The 21,753-nt window shown below is 33.6% G+C and carries 18 protein-coding genes; 3 read left to right on the top strand and 15 right to left on the bottom strand.

Annotated elements, in window-relative coordinates:
- Positions 1–11 precede the first annotated feature (11 nt).
- The 8 genes from G634_RS0117205 to G634_RS20650 all read right to left on the bottom strand — a co-directional run bounded on the left by G634_RS0117205 (position 12) and on the right by G634_RS20650 (position 6,765).
- Positions 12–1,712, bottom strand: coding sequence for an ABC transporter ATP-binding protein (locus tag G634_RS0117205; RefSeq protein ID WP_026506306.1), 1,701 nt, complete (start codon positions 1,710–1,712; stop codon positions 12–14).
- A gap of 1 nt (position 1,713) precedes the next feature.
- Complete coding sequence (locus G634_RS0117200) at positions 1,714–3,453, bottom strand: ABC transporter ATP-binding protein (RefSeq protein ID WP_330364849.1); 1,740 nt, start codon at positions 3,451–3,453, stop codon at positions 1,714–1,716.
- Between the two features lie 181 nt (positions 3,454–3,634).
- Entirely contained in the window at positions 3,635–4,348 is a 714-nt protein-coding gene (locus G634_RS19905) for an ATP-binding cassette domain-containing protein (RefSeq protein ID WP_051234250.1), read from the bottom strand.
- 4 nt (positions 4,349–4,352) lie between these two features.
- A complete protein-coding gene (locus tag G634_RS19900) occupies positions 4,353–4,784 on the bottom strand; it encodes an energy-coupling factor transporter transmembrane component T (RefSeq protein WP_035800684.1) in 432 nt (143 codons plus the stop codon).
- On the bottom strand, positions 4,784–5,215 hold the full coding sequence (locus G634_RS19895; RefSeq protein WP_081676709.1) for an MptD family putative ECF transporter S component: 432 nt from the start codon (positions 5,213–5,215) through the stop codon (positions 4,784–4,786). Before G634_RS19895 ends, G634_RS19900 begins: the two co-directional genes overlap by 1 nt.
- A gap of 8 nt (positions 5,216–5,223) precedes the next feature.
- Positions 5,224–5,385 carry a hypothetical protein gene (locus G634_RS21310; protein WP_155830627.1) on the bottom strand — a complete coding sequence of 54 codons (162 nt, stop codon included), beginning with the start codon at positions 5,383–5,385 and terminating at the stop codon, positions 5,224–5,226.
- Position 5,386: 1 nt separating this feature from the next.
- The gene (locus tag G634_RS21730) at positions 5,387–6,070 is read right to left on the bottom strand and encodes an ABC transporter ATP-binding protein (protein ID WP_026506304.1); all 684 of its coding nucleotides are present in this window, start codon (positions 6,068–6,070) and stop codon (positions 5,387–5,389) included.
- Positions 6,067–6,765 carry a VOC family protein gene (locus G634_RS20650; RefSeq protein ID WP_026506303.1) on the bottom strand — a complete coding sequence of 233 codons (699 nt, stop codon included), beginning with the start codon at positions 6,763–6,765 and terminating at the stop codon, positions 6,067–6,069. Before G634_RS20650 ends, G634_RS21730 begins: the two co-directional genes overlap by 4 nt.
- A 301-nt stretch (positions 6,766–7,066) precedes the next feature.
- On the opposite strand from G634_RS20650, the gene G634_RS0117170 reads away from it, so the two are divergent.
- Entirely contained in the window at positions 7,067–7,438 is a 372-nt protein-coding gene (locus G634_RS0117170) for a metal-dependent transcriptional regulator (RefSeq protein ID WP_026506302.1), read from the top strand.
- 50 nt (positions 7,439–7,488) lie between these two features.
- Here the strand turns inward: G634_RS0117170 and G634_RS0117165 are convergent, their stop codons facing one another.
- Positions 7,489–8,604, bottom strand: a complete 1,116-nt coding sequence (locus G634_RS0117165) for a 5-methyltetrahydropteroyltriglutamate--homocysteine S-methyltransferase (RefSeq protein WP_026506301.1) — start codon at positions 8,602–8,604, stop codon at positions 7,489–7,491.
- Positions 8,605–9,370: 766 nt separating this feature from the next.
- Here G634_RS0117165 and G634_RS0117160 point away from each other — a divergent pair.
- The gene (locus G634_RS0117160) at positions 9,371–10,285 is read left to right on the top strand and encodes a LysR family transcriptional regulator (protein WP_026506300.1); all 915 of its coding nucleotides are present in this window, start codon (positions 9,371–9,373) and stop codon (positions 10,283–10,285) included.
- A gap of 60 nt (positions 10,286–10,345) precedes the next feature.
- Here the strand turns inward: G634_RS0117160 and G634_RS0117155 are convergent, their stop codons facing one another.
- From G634_RS0117155 to G634_RS0117135, 5 genes are all read right to left on the bottom strand, one after another.
- Positions 10,346–10,666, bottom strand: a complete 321-nt coding sequence (locus tag G634_RS0117155) for an SCP2 sterol-binding domain-containing protein (RefSeq protein WP_026506299.1) — start codon at positions 10,664–10,666, stop codon at positions 10,346–10,348.
- Positions 10,667–10,792: 126 nt separating this feature from the next.
- Positions 10,793–13,195 carry a family 43 glycosylhydrolase gene (locus tag G634_RS19885; protein ID WP_035800664.1) on the bottom strand — a complete coding sequence of 801 codons (2,403 nt, stop codon included), beginning with the start codon at positions 13,193–13,195 and terminating at the stop codon, positions 10,793–10,795.
- 184 nt (positions 13,196–13,379) lie between these two features.
- Complete coding sequence (locus tag G634_RS20645) at positions 13,380–15,077, bottom strand: endo-1,4-beta-xylanase (RefSeq protein WP_081676707.1); 1,698 nt, start codon at positions 15,075–15,077, stop codon at positions 13,380–13,382.
- Positions 15,078–15,642: 565 nt separating this feature from the next.
- Positions 15,643–18,123 (bottom strand): response regulator, encoded by a 2,481-nt coding sequence (locus G634_RS0117140; RefSeq protein WP_026506298.1) that lies wholly within the window; start codon positions 18,121–18,123, stop codon positions 15,643–15,645.
- A 77-nt stretch (positions 18,124–18,200) separates the two neighbouring features.
- A complete protein-coding gene (locus tag G634_RS0117135) occupies positions 18,201–20,048 on the bottom strand; it encodes a substrate-binding and GGDEF domain-containing protein (protein WP_026506297.1) in 1,848 nt (615 codons plus the stop codon).
- 508 nt (positions 20,049–20,556) lie between these two features.
- On the opposite strand from G634_RS0117135, the gene G634_RS0117130 reads away from it, so the two are divergent.
- Positions 20,557–21,123: a VanZ family protein gene (locus tag G634_RS0117130; protein WP_026506296.1), complete on the top strand. Its 567-nt coding sequence runs from the start codon at positions 20,557–20,559 to the stop codon at positions 21,121–21,123.
- On the opposite strand, the gene yfcE is transcribed toward G634_RS0117130, so the two are convergent.
- Complete coding sequence (yfcE, locus tag G634_RS0117125; protein WP_026506295.1) at positions 21,039–21,593, bottom strand: phosphodiesterase; 555 nt, start codon at positions 21,591–21,593, stop codon at positions 21,039–21,041. The genes G634_RS0117130 and yfcE overlap by 85 nt on opposite strands.
- Between the last annotated feature and the right edge of the window lie 160 nt (positions 21,594–21,753).

Below are 21,753 nucleotides of genomic sequence, written 5' to 3'. Positions count from 1 at the left end.
TTCTATCTTATTCACGCTCCTATCAATTTTTCTGCATTCCACATAGAAGCATATTTTCCATTCTTTTGAAGAAGTTTTTCATGAGTACCGGACTCTACTATTCTTCCACCTGATACTACAATAATATTGTCAGCATTCTTCACTACTGAAAGAGTATGAGCTATCATGATAACAGTCTTTTTACTCTTTAAAAGGTTTGCTATTGCTTTCTTTACTGCAAGTTCGTTTTCAATATCCAAAGAAGCTGTTGCCTCATCCAAAAGAAGAATTGGGCTGTTTTTAATAATAGCTCTTGCGATAGAAATTCTTTGTCTCTCACCACCAGAAAGGAAAGTACCGTTTTCACCAACTCTTTGGTCTACTCCCTTTTCAAGTTTATCTATAAAACTGTCACAATTTGCCTCTTTAAGTGCATCATTTATTTCTTTGTCTGTTGCATCAGTTCTTGCATATCTGATATTTTCTTTTATAGTTCCATCAAATAAAAATACATCCTGATCTACCATGGAAATCTTCTTTAATACTTCTTCAGGTGGAATATTCTTAATAGATATTCCTCCAATCTTTATATCTCCACTGTCAATGTCGTAGTATTTAGAAAGAAGATTTATAATGGTTGACTTTCCAGAACCCGAATCTCCTACTATAGCAGTAAGTGATCTGTCACCAACCTTGAAACTTACATCTTTTAAGACTTGTTCTTCCTTTGTATAAGAAAAATCCACATTCTTAAACTCGATATCATAGGACTTTGGTTCAAATACAATTTCTCCTGTTTTTTCTTCAGGTTCATCAATAATCTCCTGAATTTTTCCTTTGGAAATCATCATATTTTTGTAGCTGAAGAAATCAACAGATATAGAAGCAAACATTCTAGCTAAAAGCATTGGCATCATGCACACCATCAGGAAGTTTTCATTTGATAAAGTTCCCGCAAGCCATGGTCTTGAAGCCACCATCATTACCAAAGGAAGTGTAAGCCAGATGATGATATTAAATGAAATTGCTACTGGTATACCTGTAGCTTCATATTTGTAACTTACATCACTGAAGTCTTTTAATATGCTTTTGGTTTTCTTATTCTTGGAACCGCACATATTATATGCTCTAAGAGTTTGCAATCCATTTATATATTCCACAATAGTACTTACGGTATCTGCATATATTTTGTTGCGGGCAACACCATATTTTTCTACTACTTTCACAGAAAGATAGCTATAAGGAATGAAAAGAAGACTTACTGCAAAAAGGATTATTCCAGCAGGAAGATACATATATCCTACAAAAAGAATAAGCATTGCAGAAAGAGATGAGTTTTTCACAAGATTACCAATCTTGTGAGTAAGAAGCTGCTCATAGTTCTTGACATCACTTGTCATAGTATTGATGTATGTTCCAGTTTTTCCTTTTACAAAATTTCCTATAGGAATTCTTGTAAACTTATCACCAAGGACAAGTCTTAAATGTGAAGTTGAATCACCTCCGCCAATCTGACCAAGTGTGTATCCAGTTCCATACAAAACTATTCTGACTGCAAATATTCCGACAATCATCCATGTAAGCTGCATGAGCTTATCCATTGTCACATCATTGTCTAAAAGCATCTTTAAAAGATTATAAATCATCATGTATACACAAGCAGAAAGGATTCCTTCGATGACTGTAAAAATAATTCCTAAATAAAACTTAGTATTCTTTTTAAATGGATTCATTTTAGTTTTCCCCCTCCATTGTGTATGTCATATCTCTTGCAGTCTCATAATCTGTCCAAGCTTTTCTATAATAATCATTCTCTTTAAGTACCTGATCATGTGTACCAAAGCTTGTAACTTTATTATTCTCAACAACTGCAACCTTATCACACATTTTAACAACGCTTAGCCTATGCGCTACGATTATTACAGTCTTTCCTTTACATAAGTTTGCAATTGCCTTATCAATTTCCATCTGATTTTCCGGATCTGCAGCACTTGTTGCTTCATCCAAAATAAGTATTCCGGAATTTTTAAGTATAGCTCTTGCAATTGCTATTCTTTGTTTTTCACCTCCGGAAAATCTCGAACCAAAGCTTCCAACCTTAGTGTCATATCCTTCTGGAAGAGACATAATATAATCATCTATTTGAGCTTTTTTGGCTGCTTCTCTTACTTCTTCAAGCGTTGCATCGCTGCCCATTCTGATATTATCGAATACACTATCTGTTGTCAGGAAAGTTTTCTGAAATACAATTGAGATATTTGCAAGAAGTTTATCATATGAGATATTCTTTACATTTTTTCCTCCTATTAGAACCTCTCCCTTATCTGCATCATAATATCTTGAAATAAGAGTTGCTATAGTACTCTTTCCTGCTCCGGATTTTCCTATTACTGCTATCTTTTCGCCTTCGTTTATCTTCAGGCTACAGTTTTCTATAACATTCTGCTTCTTGTCATAACTAAATGTTACATTTCTTAGTTCGATATCATGTTTTTCAGGAAAACTTCCCTCTTCATTAAAAACAGGAAGTTCGAGTATTTGTTTTACCTTTTCAACACCATTCATTGACTGTGCAAGTTCCATTGAAAACTGCTGAAGAGGTAAAATCTCCATAAGATACAAAGAACCAATATATGCAAACAAAAGAAAAACACTTGAAGTAATAGAACCATTTAAATACATTTTTCCGCCAAACGGAACAAGGAATACTATTCCAGCTTCCAGTACAACTATAAATGCAGCGTATAAAGGAGCTGTTTTCTTAGATATAAGAGTCCAGATACTATGTTCCTCTTCAACAGCATCTGAAAATTTTTTGAAAGAGCTGCTACCAAGATTATAAGCTTTTACCAACTTCATACCTGAAATATACTCTATGATAACAGAGTTAAAATCTGCTAAAGAATTGGAAATTCTCTTCATTACTCCAGACATAATACTAAAGACAACTCCCATTATAAACACACTGATAAGAAGTGGAATAAGTGATATGAGAGCAAGTGGTACATTAACCATTAGAAGATATACGAATATGACGATAGGACCAGTAAAAAAACCGATAAACTCCGGTATATTATGAGCAAGACAAAGCTCAAGCTTTTCTATATCTTCATTTATAACAGTTTTAATATCTCCTGTTCTTTTCTCATCGATAGCTCCAAGAGGTACTTTTGCAAGATGCTCAGTTATCATACATCTTACTTTGAACAACGCGCCATATGCTCCCTTATGAGAAAATACTCCGGATAATGCCATAAGTAACTGTCTAAGTATAACAGTAACCGTGATTATCCTGGCACTGCCTAGTACAACTTCACGTGTGAATTCATGTCTTAGAAAAGCATCCATAAGCTTATATATACCAATATAAGATCCTATAGATAACAATCCCCCAACAAACGCACATACAAGTGATAATACTATAAATTTTTTGTCATCCCCAGCCCATTTTAAAAGAAGCTTGAAATTCTTCATCTTTGTCATCCTCCCTAACACGTTTTTTTCATGAATTCAAGTATGCTTCTATTTATGATTAGCCGAGCCAATTGCATTAAGTTAACATCAGTCAGCCCTCACCAACCTTAGTTAGCTTAATGCAACATTTGGTGTTTGTCAAGCAATTTTCACTATTTTATTTTGCTTTTTTACATAAGAATTAACATGATTTCAAAAAATATTTCTTTATTTTTTCAATATTCCCTTTATTCCATTCTCCCTGATCTGTTACTTTTCCATTATCAATAAAAATAAAGTAATCACAGCACTCTGCCACAAGTTCCGGATCATGAGTAATAACAAATTGTGTTTTTCCTGTTTTTGCTATTTGCTGCAAACAATTTGCCACTTCAATCATGTGTGTATAGTCAAGTCCGCTTGTAGGTTCATCATATATCAAGATTTCCTTATGTGAAGCAAGCGCTCCAGCAATGGCAACTCTTTGTTTTTGACCACCTGAAAGAGACATTGGATGAACATCTTCATATTCGTCAATATCCAGAGCTTTTAATATTTCATGTGCCTTTTCTTTTTTTGTTATCTCATCACCTTTTATTCCCAGCATTACATCATCCATTACACTTTCAGAGAATAACTGATGATTTACATCCTGCATAACCATATAACATAATTCACGTCTTTTCCTGTCATTATACTTTTTGCCATGTATATTCAAGACTCCTTTTGTTTTAGGTAATAAACCGCACAGGCATTTGGCAAAAGTAGATTTTCCAACTCCATTATTACCAAGAACTGCAATAACAGAATTTTGGGGTAATTCCAAATGCTTAATATTTAAAATCTCATTACCTTTGACGTTATAAACAAAATTCTCAATAATGAATTTCTCATCTGTTACTTTAGTTTTTTTCACCGGTTTACATAGAGGAAATGGGTACTGTCATTTTCTTAGGAACATGAAATTTATCCATAGCTGCTATAAATTCGCTTACCGAAGTAGTCATAATCATAAAGCAAAACATAGACATACTCGGTATAGCCTGTGTTGAAGTAACAATCACACCAGTAAAAAAAACATTAATAATCGGAGGGATAAATGCCGCAATTTTTAAAGCAAATAATGAAAATACATATAAACCTGTATAATAGGCTGCCATTAATCGTTTCCGAAGTACAAGTAAAAATAATAGTGGCACAACAGCAATACAAATCTTTACATATTTCATAATTCCTTCATTATTTCCTGCTAATGTAAGAAACGAAACTGTTAAACACAAAAAAATCTTTGTCCTTGGATCAAGAAAAAGTTGTTTTCTTCCAGGCCTTGATTGTTTTAAGATGCTATCCATTATACTAATCCACTTCTTTCAAAATGCTTATTTAGTACCTTTTTGCCAAAAAGTCCTCCTAAAATTCCGCCTACAAAGCCCGATACTAATATCGCAGGCAAAACCCACCATATTGCAAAATATCCGGCTACAGTATTATAGTAATCCTGCCCCATTGATGATGCTGTTTTATCAAGGAAGTCTTTGCTGCCATAAACCCAGCAAATTACGTTTCCATTAGCACCCACACAAGCTATTGCAAAAGCAAGAATCATGCTCGACATGCTTTTATAATCAGAACTTTTTAATATAAATTCAGCAATTAAAGCACAGATAATTCCGAAAATAAGTGAATAGAAACCAAGTCCTAGAAAAAACATTAAAATACCATTTATTGTGTAGGTGATTAGTACCATTCCAAATTTCTTTATTTTAGCAAAATAAAGCATCATAGGTATTCCTAAAAGAAAGCTGCTAAAAAAGTCATTGTAAGAGATACAATTGGAATAACGCCAAGAATACAACTTGTCATTATGTAAATAATAAGATAAACTGCTGTAAAAATTCCTACAACCATCAAGTCTTTCTCTGTAAGTTTTTTGGTATCAACTGCTTTTTTCATTTTATCTTCCTCCGTTTATCATCCAGTTAACACTTTCATTCTGCAGTTCGTATAATCTGTGATATAAACCGCCATTTTGCATTAACTTATTATGCGTACCCTGTTCAACTATATGACCTTCCTTCAAAACGACGATTTTGTCACAATCAACAATTGAACGAAGCTTATGTGCTATTATAAGAACTGTTTTGTTTTGAATAAGTTTTCCGATTGCTTCCTGAATCTTTGTTTCATTTTCAGGATCAATAGAAGCTGTAATTTGATGCGCAATTAATACTTCGATATTATCAGTATTTTTCTCTATTATTTTCCTTTGCTTTCCGCTAGGGTTAATTGAATGATATCCAAGCGGAAGTTTTCCAATATGTTGTATAAGTTTAATTCTTATTCTGGCAACTGTATTAAATGCAGTGATATGTGAAAATAACAGTCCAAATCCATACATACCAAACGCTGAAGAAATAAGATAAACTGCGCGCCATCCCTGTTCAACCAAAGCATCTTTATCCAAAGTGCTATAAGCTCCCTTACACTTTATGATTTCTTTTGCAACGTCATAAACACATGTAAACGCCTGTAGATTAACAACCGCCGATATTGCTGCAAAACAAATGGAAATAATCATAGTTATCTTGAACATCCCCATATAACCAAACAACCTAGCAAAAACACTCTTTTTTTTCATCCTTCCATCCTCTCTGTCAATCTATTGTCTTCTATCTGCCAGCATCCATCCATAAAGCTTATAGTATTTGAGCTTTCCTGTTCATATGAAAACTCTACTTCTATAATTCCTTTTCCGCCATTTAAAAGAACCACTCGATCATCTATCTTTTTATTATCAAAAAAAGATAGCTCTGATTCGGATGCACTATATACTATTCTTTCGATACCTGTCACTTTGTTTTTGTGCTTAACATTCCACAAAGAATCATTATTAAACTCTGTATTAAAAAATGGTAAAGCAGCATTACTTGGCATTAAGCACTTACATTTCAATATATTTCCATGAATATCTTTTCGCTTAATTGGTACAAAAATAGTCTTTGCACCAAAATACTTTTTATATAAGTCTTGAATGCTTTTCTTTTCATCAATATCCATGTGAATTGCGAATCTCATGAAGCCTTCTTCATGTTTTTCCTGTTCCAATGACGACTCCAAATAATCTCTCATTCCAAACAGTTTTAATAAAAAAATCAAAAAAGGAGTAATATTTTGATTTTGAATCAATTCTATATAAGTATGATCATTAAAATATATCAGTGCATTATATGGATGTTCTCTTTTGCCATATTCTACGCAAAATCCATAGTTTTCAAAACTTTCAACTGCTTTTTTCAAATTATCAACTTTATAAATCAAATGACTTATTTTCATAAAGCACCTCTGCATTCTTATTTTTCAATCATGCTGCTATTTTAGTTTTTTCCGAAGATTTCAAAGAATTTAACACACAAAACAATAGTTAGCAATGTCTAACTTGATGCGTTATTGATTTTTATTATCACTTTTGTTCCTTCTATTTAATAAGTGAGTATCTACTGTTTTATATTATTTCATTAGCAGTATTATTCACAATTAATTCTATGAAAGCTTGATATCTATCCGATAGTATAAAAATGTGATATAATATTATGATACATTAATGCTATAAACTCATGGAAGGAGGTGCATTTAGTTGGCATTACAAGAATCCGGTGAAATGTATTTGGAGACAATTTATGTATTATCAAAAGAAAAATTAATCGTACGAGGAATTGATATTAGCGAATATATGGGGTATACAAAACCATCTGTAAGTCGTGGTATTGGTTTATTACGTAAAGAAGGTTTAATAGATAAAGATGAGTATGGTGGTGTTGTTCTCACCAAAGAAGGAGAAAAAATAGCCAAGCGTATATACGAGCGCCATACAGTTCTTTCTGAATTATTTAAGAATATAGGTGTTGATGAAAAAACAGCAACAGAAGATGCATGTCGCGTAGAGCATTATATTAGTGACACCACTTTCAATGCAATTAAAGAGCACATGAAAAAGTTAACTTCTTAACTATAAAAAAGCACATCTCAAAGACTTTAGTTCTCTGAGATGTGTATTTTTTATCCCCAAACTTCTGTTGCTATTTCTTTTACAAGTTTAAGCTTTGCCCACTGCTGTTCTTGTGTAAGTTTATTGCCAATCTCACAGGATGCAAATCCGCACTGCGGACTTAAGCATAATCTTTCAAGAGGTATAAACTTTGCAGCTTCATGGATTCTGTCAATAATATACTGCTTATCCTCTAATTCAGGTGTCTTTGTAGTAATAAGCCCCAGCACTACCATCTTATCCTCAGAAACTTTCGAAAGCGGTGCAAAACCACCTGATCTGGCATCATCATACTCAAGGTAGAGTGCATCAACATTTTCTTTTGCAAAAACATAATCAGCTACTGTATCATATGGTCCACTGGTAAAATATGTTGAATGATAATTTCCTCTACAAATATGAGAATTAATAAACATATCTTCCGGCTTACCAATAAGAGCAAGATTATTAACTTTCAAAAGCTGTTTTTTCACATCTTCTAAGTCTATACCAAGAGCCTTATATCTTTGCTTTGCAGCATCACCCACTATAGCTCCCCACGTGCAATCATCAAACTGAAGATTTCTGCATCCTGCCTCATAAAATTGCTTAATAATATCCTGATATGCATTTGCTATATCTTCTATAAGTTCATCATTAGTCTGATAATATTTTCTTGTATTTTCATAATTGGCTGGCACTATCATCTGCTGAAAAGTCTGTGCCGGAGCAGGAATTGTGTACTTTGCAACAGTGTTTTCATCTTCAAACTGCTTGAGGAATTTAAAATACTCCACAAACGGATGTGCCTTTGCTTTAATTTTTCCGACAAGATATGTATCATCCAGTACAGCAAGCTCACCATTAAAACTTACTCCATTGCCAGTGCTTTTATGATCCACACCTTCTAGTCCCCACATAAAATCCAGGTGCCAGAAACTTCTTCTGAATTCGCCATCAGTAATTACATGGAACCCTAATTCTTTTTGCTTTTCAACAACTTTTGTGATTTCCTCCTCTGTGATTTTATTAAATTCTTCATCACTTATTGTAGAAGCTTTATAAGCTTCTTTTGCTTCTTTGAGTCTGTCTGTTCTCAAAAAGCTCCCAACAAAATCGTATCTAAATGGTGTCTTTAAACTGTTCATATCAACCTCTCCTCTATTATTTTTGGTGCCAGCTTCAAAAAGATTTTCTTACTACCAATAACTAAAACAGTTCTTGATTAGAGACTATTAATTAGTAATTATCTATTAGCTTTATCTAAGATAAACAGCGCATAACAATACTATATGTTTTATTTGCGACTTAGGAAAATACTATTTTTGTTAACTTGACCATAGATTTAATCTATGGCAAAAGGTATAATTATAATACTATTCTTTTTTGTTTTATGTAATCCGTTTTGCTGTTTGTATATTTCGTCGCAGACACGCTTTCGCTTGATTATAAACGTAATGGTTCGTAATGCGCTAAAAAACAGCGCCTAAGAACCAACGTTTATAAACAGTTCTGCTCATGAAATATTACAAGCCAGCAAAACTCATCTAATTAGTTCAAATAACAAAAAAGTATGACTTCTTGTCAACTTCATTCAGAAACTCGCATTTACTGCGAGTTTCGTGAGAACAAAAGTCAAGCGGCAAACTGGTCCAAGGCGAAGCCTTTTCAAATGGCCAGTTTGCGTGGTTTTTGGAACGCAGTGACAAAAAACTATGACTTCTTGTCACTTATATTCAGAAACTCGCATTTACTGCGAGTTTCGTGAGAACAAAAGTCAAGTGGCAAACTGGTCCAAGGCGAAGCCTTTTCAAATGGCCAGTTTGCGTAGTTTTTGGAACGCAGTGACAAAAAGCTATAGATTTTTGTCACTGCGTTCCAAAAAACCAAACTATTGAAAATTTGGAGAATTTAATGACCATAAAACAATTACAATATATTATTACTGTCGCAAAAACAGGCAGTATTACAAAAGCTGCAAGGAATCTTTTCATTGCTCAGCCTAGTCTTACTTCTGCTATACATGAACTCGAAAAAGAATACGATATTACTATTTTTTCACGCTCCAATAAAGGAATCGAATTAACTCCCGAGGGTGATGAATTTATCGGATATGCAAGACAGGTTCTTGAACAAATTGACCTTATAGATGAAAGATATACTGGTAAAGCTATCAGAAAACAACGTTTTTGTGTTTCATCACAACATTACTCATTTGTAGTAGAAGCATTCGTAAATCTCTTGAAAAATTATGGAAAAGAAAAATATGAATTCCATATGAGAGAAACACAGACTTATGAAATTATAGATGATGTAGCGCATATTAGAAGCGAAATCGGAATTCTATACATGAATCGTTTTAACGAAACTGTTATCAAAAAATCTTTACGTGATAATGGACTTGTTTTTGAACCACTTTTTACAGCAACGCCTCACGTTTTTATTGGAAAAAACAGTCCGCTTGCTGATAAAAAGATTATTGAAACTACTGATTTAAAACCATATCCCCGTTTATCTTATGAGCAGGGAAATCATAATTCTTTCTACTTTTCTGAAGAAATACTCAGTACTTTAGATAGCGATAAAGAACTGATTGTCTGTGACAGAGCCACTCTTTTCAACATGCTTATCGGACTAAATGGATATACTATCTGCAGCGGTGTTATAAATAAGGAACTAAACGGGCAAGATATCATTGCAAAGCCGCTTAATGTTGATGACTATATGGAAATAGGCTATATTCTGCCCGCATCCATTAAACCCTCTACACTTACGACAATCTATATTGAAATATTAAAAGAGACTATATCTAACGCAAAACTTGCCTAAAACAAGAACCGTACCATAAAAATGTTAATATCATTTAGTATGATACGGTTCTTACAATTTTTATTTTTTTAACAATTCAGAAAATTCCAAAGCCTTTCCAATATCACCATCAACTTTTAATTTTCCGATTGTAAAAGCTTCAACCGGATCAAGTTTACCATTTACAAGTTTATTGAAATCATCAGATTTCATTGAAATCGCACAATTTCTATCATGATAATCATATGGTTCAACATTTACCTTATGATCTTTGACCTCTACATAGAAAACTCCAGGGTCGCAATCTGTAAGATTCACCTGAACTGCAAGGAAATCAACAGCACTTGCATCAGCTTTTTCTGCAAGTTTTCTAACATTTGACAACACACTTTCAAACTTCATAGAATATTCCTCCTCACTTCTGAATCACTTTTTTTCAATATAAAAGAGTGCACGAAAAAACATGCACTCTTATTATACCACGCCAAAAACGCCATTTTAAGGCATTTTCTTTACTTGAATAAACTTTTAGTTCACTTCGTATGGAATACTACTTTCAACTGTTCCTTCACCCTGTACGCCAAATTCTACACTAGCGCCATTAGCAATATTACTATTCCATGAAGCAGGTGTTAATACGTAGCTGTCACCATCTTCTTTCACTGTAACATTCCAGCTTGAAGAAATATTTAAATCGCTCTTTTTAATTCTAATAGTCCAGTCATTAACATCTTTTCCTGTATTATTAGAAAGTTTGAAGCTTACATTATATCCACTTCCCCAGCTATTTATTGTCTGCGAAAGATCAAGTGAATCACTTGCTTTTTCGTCAGCATCTTCAGAAGATTCGCTATTAGACTCACTCTTTGAAGAAGAATCCTTACTTGAAGAATTGTCTGTTTCAGCAGATGCAGCGCTTACTGATGAATTCTTTGTTGCATCTTCAGTCTTCATGTTAGCACTATTTTTGGACTTACTGCCAGAGTTTACTTTCTCAAACTGCCACTGCTGATTAGGATTTCCATAAAGTTTCCACTGACAAACATTTGTTCCATCTGTCTTTGCATGGTTATATACATCAAGAGCTTTTGCCAAAGAAGAAGCCTTTGTTACAATAGTATAGATTCCGTTATTTGCAGTTTTCTTTACTACAAACTTCTGTGCATCTCCTGAATAACCATTATAGATTCCGATGTTAGCACCATCTTCATCAGCACCATTTGCAACATCAAGCATAAAGCTTCCAAGTTTACTTGTAAGTGTAATGTAGCCATCTGATGTATTAGTTACATACCACTTCTGTCCATCAACACCTGTTCCGGTACTAATGCATACATTTGTCCATCCGTTTGCTTTGTTACCTTCTACAGTAAGATATTTCTGTGAAAGGGTATTTTTAAGGTAATACCAACCATCTTCTATGTGTACTGTTTCGCTATCAGTTGGAGCCGGTGCTGGTGCCGGAGTATTAGAAGATGTTCCTGCTATCCAGCTGTCAAATTCCATATTTCCACGGAATACAAAGCAAATATTCTTAACACCTGATACATTATTCATAGTACCAGTGAAATCCTTGAATGATCCGTTTGTGTTACTTAATGCGATCTTTCCGATTATTGCTCCGCTCTGGTTCTGGTCATGAACTTCAATTGTTCCATTTCCGTTTGTTCGAACTTTAGCAGTAATAGTCTTAAGTCCCTTAGAGAAATTAACTCCCTTAACCTTTGTAAAGTCACCATTATTAATATCAGTTACAACTGCATAGCCTGCTCCATTTCCTGAAACTCTAATTCCAGCCTGTGTAAAGATAGTCTCAGCCTGAACTGTTGCATACGGATTAACATAGCTTAGCTGTGATACACCTGCAAGACCTGGTCGTAAGGAATTGATTTTTCCATTAGATACATTTAACTTATCAATTTGAGTTGTACGATATCCCAGACTCTTTCCAATAAGTCTGGATTCAACTGTTCTTGTATGATAAGCCATGTAATAGCTGCCCTTGAATTCAAAGATGCTATGGTGATTGTTTCCTGTTGATCCCTGGAAGAATACTCCAGGATTTTTCATTACTTCACCAGCATATCTAAATGGTCCCATAGGGCTATTACTTGTCATATACTCAATAGCTGCATTACTGAAACCATTTTTGCAATTCCAGTTAGAACAATAAGAATAGTAATATGTGTTTCCAATCTTATTAATTCCTGAATCTTCAAAAAGATACGGAGCATCGATTGTAGCAGCTGTTCCTACTGTACTAGTCATATCATTTCCGAGACGGATAACTCTTGCTGTCTTAGGATTAGCGAACTGACCCCCTGGAACACCACCACCAAAATACAGATATCCAGTTCCATCAGAATCTACCAATACCGCTGGATCAAAGAGCCATTCAACGTTTCTGCATCCTGCTGTCTGCTTGGTAATAAGTGCATGACCTATTGGATCTCTCCATGGTCCTGTCGGGCTATCAGCTGTTAATACACCTATAGAACTTGCATTGTTTGCAAAATAAAGAAAAAACTTGTCTTTCCCATTAATTCTCTTTGATGTAATGCATGGAGCCCATGAATTTCCAGCCCATTTTGCAGCACCATTTCTTCCAGCAACTGCAACCTGACCATGATCAGTCCAGTTAACCATATCTTTGGAAGAATAACAGTTAAGAGTTGTAATCTTTGAATATGTATTTTCATTATTACCAGCAAGTTCCTGTGAATCATTTGTGGCATATACATATACTGTATCGTTATAGACCATAACTCCTGGATCAGCTCCGTAGTTTTGAGTTACAATCGGATTGTTTTCATTATCAGCTTTAACATAACTTCCTCCAATGACTGTAGCTGCATTGGAAGTTATTGTATTGCATGCAAGAAAGCTTCCCATCATTGTCATGCACAAAAAAAGTCTTAATCTATTCTTCATTAAATATTCCCTTCTCATGAAAATCATATGTTGTCATAATATTATTCCCAAGGTCTAATTTACGGCCTTGGGAATAAGAATTACTATGTAATTACTTATAAGTACTAAGTATCTATAACGTTGTTAGTAACTATAATTTATATTGCTATAAAGTCACAACTTCGAAAACAGATACTTTTGTAACTTATCTATTAACTTTCTCGAACTGCCACTGCTGATTTGGATTGCCATAGAGCTTCCACTGACAAACATTTGTTCCGTCTGTCTTACCGTGGTTGTATACATCTACTGCCTTTGTTCCTGAAGATGCCTTTGTCACGATTGTGTAGATACCAGAATTATTTGTCTTCTTAACAACAAACTTCTGAGCATCTCCTGAATATCCATTGTAGATACCAAGATTTGCACCATCTTCATTTGCTCCATTTGCAACATCGAGCATAAAGCTTCCAAGTTTGCTTGTAAGTGTAATATAACCATCAGATGTATTTGTTACATACCACTTCTGACCATCTACACCTGTTCCTGTGCTAATACATACATTTGTCCATCCATTAGCTTTGTTTCCTTCTACGGTAAGATACTTCTGTGAGTTTGTATTCTTAAGGTAGTACCAGCCATCCTCAATCTTTACAGAATCTGTGCTTGGAGCTGGCTGTGGTTGTGGCTGAGGCTGTGGAGCTGGGGTATTATTTCCAGGCTGACCAAATGTTTCTGTATAAGCCTGAATTACTTTGTAGTATGACTGCTTAGGTGTTGTTGGATTTGAGAACAAAAGTGGAGCAGAGTTCTTAATCCATGTAACCTGATCAGAAATTCCCCACCATGTTACACTTGTAATCTTACCGCCATTCTTCTTAAGTGCATTGATTTTCTTGTAGAGATTGTATGCATAGTTAGCCATATCTGCATCACCCTTGTTGGTGATATCCATCTCTGTAATCTGAACTTCAAAACCAGCTTTTAAGAAAGAACTTAATGCATTAACATAACCATCAACTGAAGGATAGTTTGTTCCAAGGTGAGACTGCATACCAACACCAGCACAAACTTTCTTTCCCTGGTTAACATAATTTACGAGTTTGATTACATTGTTGATTTCCATATATGTATTGTAATCATTGTAGAAAAGCTTAACGGAATTAGTGAGCTTAAAATACTCAAGAGTATCATAAGCATAGCCAAATGCTTTCTTTACGTAGGAAGGATTTGTACGGTTGTTACCATAAACAGCTTCCCATCCGGAATTCTGAGCGTGAAGAACTTCGTTGGCAATATCCCATGCATATACTACGCTTCCATAATTTCCTGTATATACATGATTCATAACTGTCTTAACATACATCTCAAGACGAGCATCCATTGTAGCCTGATTTACAAAGCCACTGTTTCCTGCATAGTTATTTCTGAAAAACCATGTAGGAGTTTGTGAATGCCATACAAGTGTATGAGCTCTCATCTTAAGACCATTCTGATGACAAATCTTTAAGACCTCATCAACTGTATTGAAATTAATCTGTGGAACATATGCTTCACGGTAGTTTGAAGGAATATAATAACCTCTGTTCTTAGCTTCAGAAACAGAGATAAGCTTTGCAGAACCACCAAGGAGAGCATCTGGTTTCATCTCATTTTCAAGTGTTATACTGTTATAATGCTGTTTAATAATAGATAATGTTCTAGCATCTCTAAGCTGATAAAGATTAATGCAGGTTCCAGAATAACCATATGTTTTACCATAGGTATTAAGAAGTGTTGCTGTTGTAGCCGCATTAACTTTCATCTGCGCATTTCCTGCACCAAAAAGGCATACAACAAATGCAAGAATCAATAGTTTGGATAACAACCCTCTAAATAAATGCATAGTCTTCTTTTTGTTCATATCGTACCCCATACTTTTGATCTTATAGTAGAAAGTTAGATTGCTCATTTGCGCAATTTTGAGATAATCAAACCGTTACTACTATTATTAATAGGTTAATAAAATATTATTTTCCTCGCGAGTAAGTTAATTTTATCAGTAAAATTTTCGTAAAACTTATCATTTTTTGCGATGGACTCCTCATTTTTTGCTATATAAAAAACTTTTATAAAGCCAAAAATATAGTTTCTCTAAAAACCCATATTTTACTTGAACTTTTAAAAAGATTTTTTTAGTTTAGTTTTTTATAAACTATTTAATTTTTTAATACTTTTTTAACAGACATGTAATTTTTAAACTGTTTTTTATTATTTATCCTATAATAGATCAACTATTTTTCGTAATTTTTTGATAATAACACTTTTTAAGTATCTTAAACAGTAACAAAACCCAATTTACAATTATGTATTTTTCATGGTGATACTTTTCGAAAGTCTCGTTTTTTATCAAATAAAAAATACCTGTTTTTTTGCTCTGACTAATCAAATTTGAGCAAAAAAACAGGCAATATAACAATTGTAACTTTTTACTTTTGATTAGAATACATTATCTTATTAGCAGGAATCCATTTTGAAAGACAATATTCTATTTCCTGCGGGCTTAAAGGTTTCGTAAGAACATCATCAAACCCTTCATTTAACAGTTTTTCTTTTTGTTCAATAATAGCATTTGAGGTTATAGCTATTATTGGAGCCATATAGCTTGCTGCATTTTTGGTAAACTTTCGTATGATATGCATAGTCTGCACCCCGTCAAGCTCCGGCATTCTTTCATCAATGAATATAGCATCATACTGTATCTGAGTTGCTTTTCCAACTGCTTCAGTTCCAAGTCTTGCAGTATCTACCTGCACCAAAGTTCGTTTGAGTAGATTCTGGAAAATTATAAGATTCATATCTTTATCATCCACTACTAAAATTTTCGCAAGCGGTGCAAAGAAATGATCTCCTTTCATCATGATGTTATCAATCTTAAGAAGATTTTTCTGTTTAAAGTCGCCTATTGGATTCCAATTCTCAACATTCTGATTGATTGAAAACCAGAAATCTGAGCCTTTTCCATAAACGCTTTTTGCTTTAAGTTCTGAATTCATAAGTGAAAGAAGACTCTGTACAATATTTATTCCCAGATTTATTCCTTCCTTTGGTTCATATCCTTTCTCAGGATAATCATAAGAATCCAGAAGATTCTCAACATCTTCTTCTCTCATACCTATACCAGTATCTGATACTCTAATACTCAAAGAAATCATGTCAAAAGATTTTTCTTCGTAATCCACCTTTATTTGAACAGATCCTGTATCGGTATATTTTATAGCGTTATCCAAAATGCCACTCATAACCTGCATCAAACGCATTTCATCTCCAAAAAGCTTATCAGGAATATTGTTGTCGATAATCATAAAAAATCTGATTCCTTTTTTATCAGCTTTTTCCCTGAAAGATTCATCTACATTATTAAGAAAAGCCGAAAGCGAATAAGGAAGATTTGTAATCTTGAACCTTTTCTTTTTAACTCTTGTATAGTCCTGTATACTATTCAAAAGGTTTGTGATATTTTTGCCGCATACTGCAATTGTCTTTGAATCGTTCTTAATATTTTCTTCATTGCTGTCTATGTAAATTTTCTTATTAATCGTCAATAATTCTTTTAAATTTTCGCGAACCTCATTAGACATTTTAACCATCCAGGCGGTTCTATCTTCTGATTCCTTTTGATTTGCCACTTCCTTTAATTCGTCCTGTTTTTTCTTTAACTCAATATAATCCTGCTCCATGCATTCCATCATATTCGACATCTTATCAAATATATAATCCGATTTATTATAGTCTTCTATCTCAGGAATTACTATTGCACGCATATTCTTATTTGTGACTTCCTGTTCTCTAAGAGCAAAAGCTGAGATTGCGCAATTTCTATAAATAAACTTACCATTTTCCAATACAACCGAACCAAAAGTCGGACAATATCCAAAATCCGGACATAGAGATTTAAAAAAACCATATTCAACCTTAAGACTATCTTTTAAATACATAAGCCTTTCAAGACATATTGTTACCAGAAGACCTTCCGCTTGAAACGGAACAAGCTCACAGACTTTGCGTCTTGAACTCTTAAGAATCTTCTTATCATATCCAATGGAGAAATAAACCTTATCACCTAAGTGCAAATCCTTTCCCGGAAAAAACAATCCTCCCTCTTCTGTTCTATATAAACACGACCTTGGAATCATGGTATCTCCAACCTTTTTTAATAAAGGGTATCCCATTACTTCTAAATCATTAGCTGAATCAATAATCAGATTTGCATATTTCTTATAAGCATCTGCAATCGTCATCCCATCTATAGATGTTACAATACCGCATTCAGGAACGCAGGTAATCTCGTGCAAAATACCCATTTTTTGCCAACCTGTTGCACATATAGTCTTGCAAACAAGACTCTCTCCCCTCAAAAAAACTGCTATAACTCCGTTTTTATAAATATTCTTACCATAAATAAAAATATCTCCATGCAGATTTTTCTTTACACTTGCACAAACTCCCATCGCAGCAACTTTCCTGCTATCTATTGTTAGCTTTTCAAAGAACTGTTCCTGATTATTGAACGCAACAACATTCATAAGCAAAAACATTCCTTTGCAGTCCATTGTGTTTGCATGCTCAGAAATATTTTGAGCTATCAGCTCTTCATCTGTTGAATCAGCATCATATTCATATATATCAACATAGCTTTTCTCAAAGAAAAGAATACTTGAAACAAACATTCCACCTTTTATCATGTCGCTGGAAAAATTCGTATCAATACTACATCCAACTATTTTCACTTTAGGAAGGGTATCAGAAACTAATGAAGTTACATTTTCTGTAACTTTCTCATTTACTTCTGATTGGCAAAAAATCAGCAATATATCTGATGAATTTTGATACTCTTTAGACTCTTTCACTTCAACCAGAAAAATTTCAAACTCTTCAATTTTGGCAAAAAGCTTTGATATTTGTTTCATACGATTCTCCAACTATTAAAAAAGATGCCTATATACCAAAAAGTATATCGACATCTTTCTTTGTGCATTTTACATTGTTAATTTTTTTGTTTTCTCTTAGCTCTATACATATTCTGATCAGCAATAGAAACATATTCTGATAAAGAAATATCTGAAAATCCTGTAGTAAGTGTCATTCCTATACTAACACTTATATTCTCTCTTTGAAGAGTTCCACGAACCTGATCAATATAATTTCTAGCATTTTGAGGAGTTGCATTCGGATAAACTGCTACAAATTCATCTCCTCCATACCTGCAAACATTTCCATGTTCCGGAATAAAATCAGACATAGTCTGAGCAATTTTTTTTAAAACTTTATCCCCAAATTCATGACCATAGGTGTCATTCATGATTTTAAAACTATCAGCATCAACAAAAAACACAGCATTTACAACACCTTTTTTATTATAGTCCTCAAAATCTTTTTCAAAATATTCAGAAAAAGCAAGCCTATTGTAAATTCCTGTAAGCTGATCTCTATTATATATATCTTTTAATCTTGTTACTGCAGTTCTTAACTGATCTTTTCTGAACTGATTTTGAAAAGCATGAACAACACCAATCTCCATTTCATACCAGTTCGGATTCCAATAAAGAAATGATGGATTTTTAATCACTGTAAATCCAACAGCTTCATCTGAAAAATGTATTGGTGTAAACAAATATAGATTTCCAGCACATCGCTCATAGATATAGGAATAAAACTCATTAACACTTACAAACTCTAGGCTTTCCTTTTTCTCCATTGCAACGGGAATAACAAAATTGTCCAAATCATAACCAACTTTTGGAAACTTTGTATCTAAATCCGGAGAAAAAAGCTTCTTATCAACACAGACATAATATCCTTCAAGATTATTCTTCTTCATATAATCTCTAATAATATCGAATTTGCCTGCAAAAGTATCCTGTCTTGCAACTTTGCCTTCCATGAGCAACAATCTATTACTCATGATTTCCTTCTCGGCTGCTACATCAATACTCTCTTTTATATACTCTCTATATTCTACAAGTCCATTATTAGGACATCCGCAGCTCTCGCCGTATAGAATATCTGCACTTACATAATTGAAAATCTGAGGATAATTATCATTCCAGATTTCTTTTAACAATTCTAACGCTTTCTCCGCAATATTCTCTCTATCCAAATTGGCCGTAGTAATCTGCGGTGCATAAAACCTTGCTTTTTCAAGGTTATCAAATCCGGTAATAATAAAGTCTCTTGGGACTTTATAGCCGTTTTTCTCAGCTTCTCTGCATAATCCAACAGCAATATTATCATTTGCACATATAAATGCATCTGGAAATTCAAGTTTCTTTTTTAAATAATTATGCATTAACTCAATGCCGCTAGCATACTCAAAATTACCATAGAAAATGGGATTTTCATCTATATTTAGACCGTACTTGGCAATGCCTTCTTTATAAGCTTCTACTCTCTTAAAGTTCTCATAGTTTTCTTTAGGTCCGGCAGCAAAAACAAATTTTGAACAATTATGAACATTATGTAAATGATCTATAATCGTCAAAATCGGCTGTCTGTTGTCTATTCCAACATAATACATTCCAGGAATTTCAACCCCGATACTAATTGCTGGAACTTTAGATTCTAAAACTTTATTTATAAGATTTTTTCTAACAGATGCTTCGGCTATGTTGGTAATATCAATAACAATTCCATCAAAAGACTTTAAATCTGGAAGATTAAAGATATTATATTCGCCTTTCTGATGATCTGCATCTCTATTCCAATTACCAAAGCAATTATACATAAAAATACCAATATCATCATTACTTGCACGAATTTTCCGAAGCATGCCTTCTGCCCATGCATAGACAACATACTGTTTCCATCCATCAGCGATTAAAGCAATTTTTCTCATCAATATGCCCCTGTTTTACTTCCCTTACAGTTACTGTTTTCTTTATTGTACCTTTACCAGTAACCCCTTTTATTTTTGTCGCAATGCTCCAAAAAAATCAATTTAATAATTATGCTTAAATATTTTATCACAAAAACACCCTTACAATAACAAAGATTTTTGTGCGTTTTTTCATTTTGACATATTTACTTAATTTTTTTGAATCTTATGTTTTGAATTAAAAAGCCCATTTTAAAAGCTTTTCAAAGGGTATGCATACAATTAAGAGAAAAATAATTGCGCATCACGGAATATCTACAACACTAATATCGTCAAAATTACCACGAATTGTTTGCGCAGTCACTCTTTAGAATTTATTCCTGAGCTTACATATCATTTTAACGCATATAGACACATGAAAATCCCCCTTCAAGGTCACATATTGTTCATTCTTCGTACAAATTTGTTTAATCAGCGTTTTAAATATGAACACTATACTAGTACTTAAGAAATCGAGGAGGTGTTTTTTATGAATACGGCTAAAACTAGAATCCTTCGAGACGTATTTTTCTACGTTGTAACCTTTTGTTGTTTAAGTACTATTGCAGTTATCTGTTATTTAACAATGCAATCGGGTCATGAAACACTTAGCACCCAAGCTCTTGTAGTTTCTCTTTTCCCTAAGGCATTTCCAGAAAATTATGATAGCAGGTTATGGATGTCACTTGGACTTAACGGAGCAAGGAAGCTTGCTCATATATATGAGTTTGGTGCTCTTTCCTTTTTTTCAACGCTTATGATTTTATTTGCACCATCTACAAAAGATGAAATAAAGTTTGACAAATCTCGCTCCGTAATTAAGAGTTTTATATTATCTGTTTCATTCTGTTTTATCTGCAGTTTTACAGATCAAGTTCACAAAATATTCGTAATGTATAGACATTTTGATGTTGCAGATTTAAGACTTGATGCAATCGGTTATGTACTGGCTGCTTTTATCACTTGTTCTGTTTATTGCATAGTAAGATTTTTACTATCAAAACCTTCACCATCAAGTGTTTTCCAGACAAAAGTATTATCTTCTAATATGATATAACTATTCGGGCTCTCGTTTTTAGGGATAGAAACGGAGCCCGGATTTATGTACAAAACTCCATTTTTAAGTTCTTCGCATACTGGAATATGTGTATGACCATGTAAAAGAATATCATTCTTTCTTAAAGGCGGTAAATTATTCTTGTTAAAGACATGTCCATGTGTCATATAAACAATCCTTTCTCCGATATTTAGAATAGCATAATCTGCCATAATTGGAAATTCTAAGACCATTTGATCAACTTCCGTATCACAATTTCCCCTTACGCACAAAATATAATCTTTGTACTCATTAAGAAGCGATATAACTTTTTTGGGAGCATAGTCTTTTGGCAAATCATTTCTTGGTCCATGATAAAGAATATCACCAAGAAGAATTAATCTGTCTGCATTTTCTCTTTTAAATGCTTCAATCATCTTATTACAATAATAAAAAGAACCGTGTATATCAGATGCAATCATAAATTTCATATTATTCTCCTTCTTTATAGTTTTTTGTTTTCATAAAGAAATGTAAAAACCATGCCAAATAAAAATTTATTGTTTCTATATAGTCCGTTTTACTGTTTGTATATTTCGTCGCAGACACGCTTTCGCTTGATTATAAACGTAGTGGTACGTAATGCGCTAA

This window comes from Butyrivibrio sp. NC3005 (assembly GCF_000424545.1).
Classification (GTDB): domain Bacteria; phylum Bacillota; class Clostridia; order Lachnospirales; family Lachnospiraceae; genus Butyrivibrio.
This window is presented reverse-complemented; position numbering and strand designations above follow the sequence as displayed.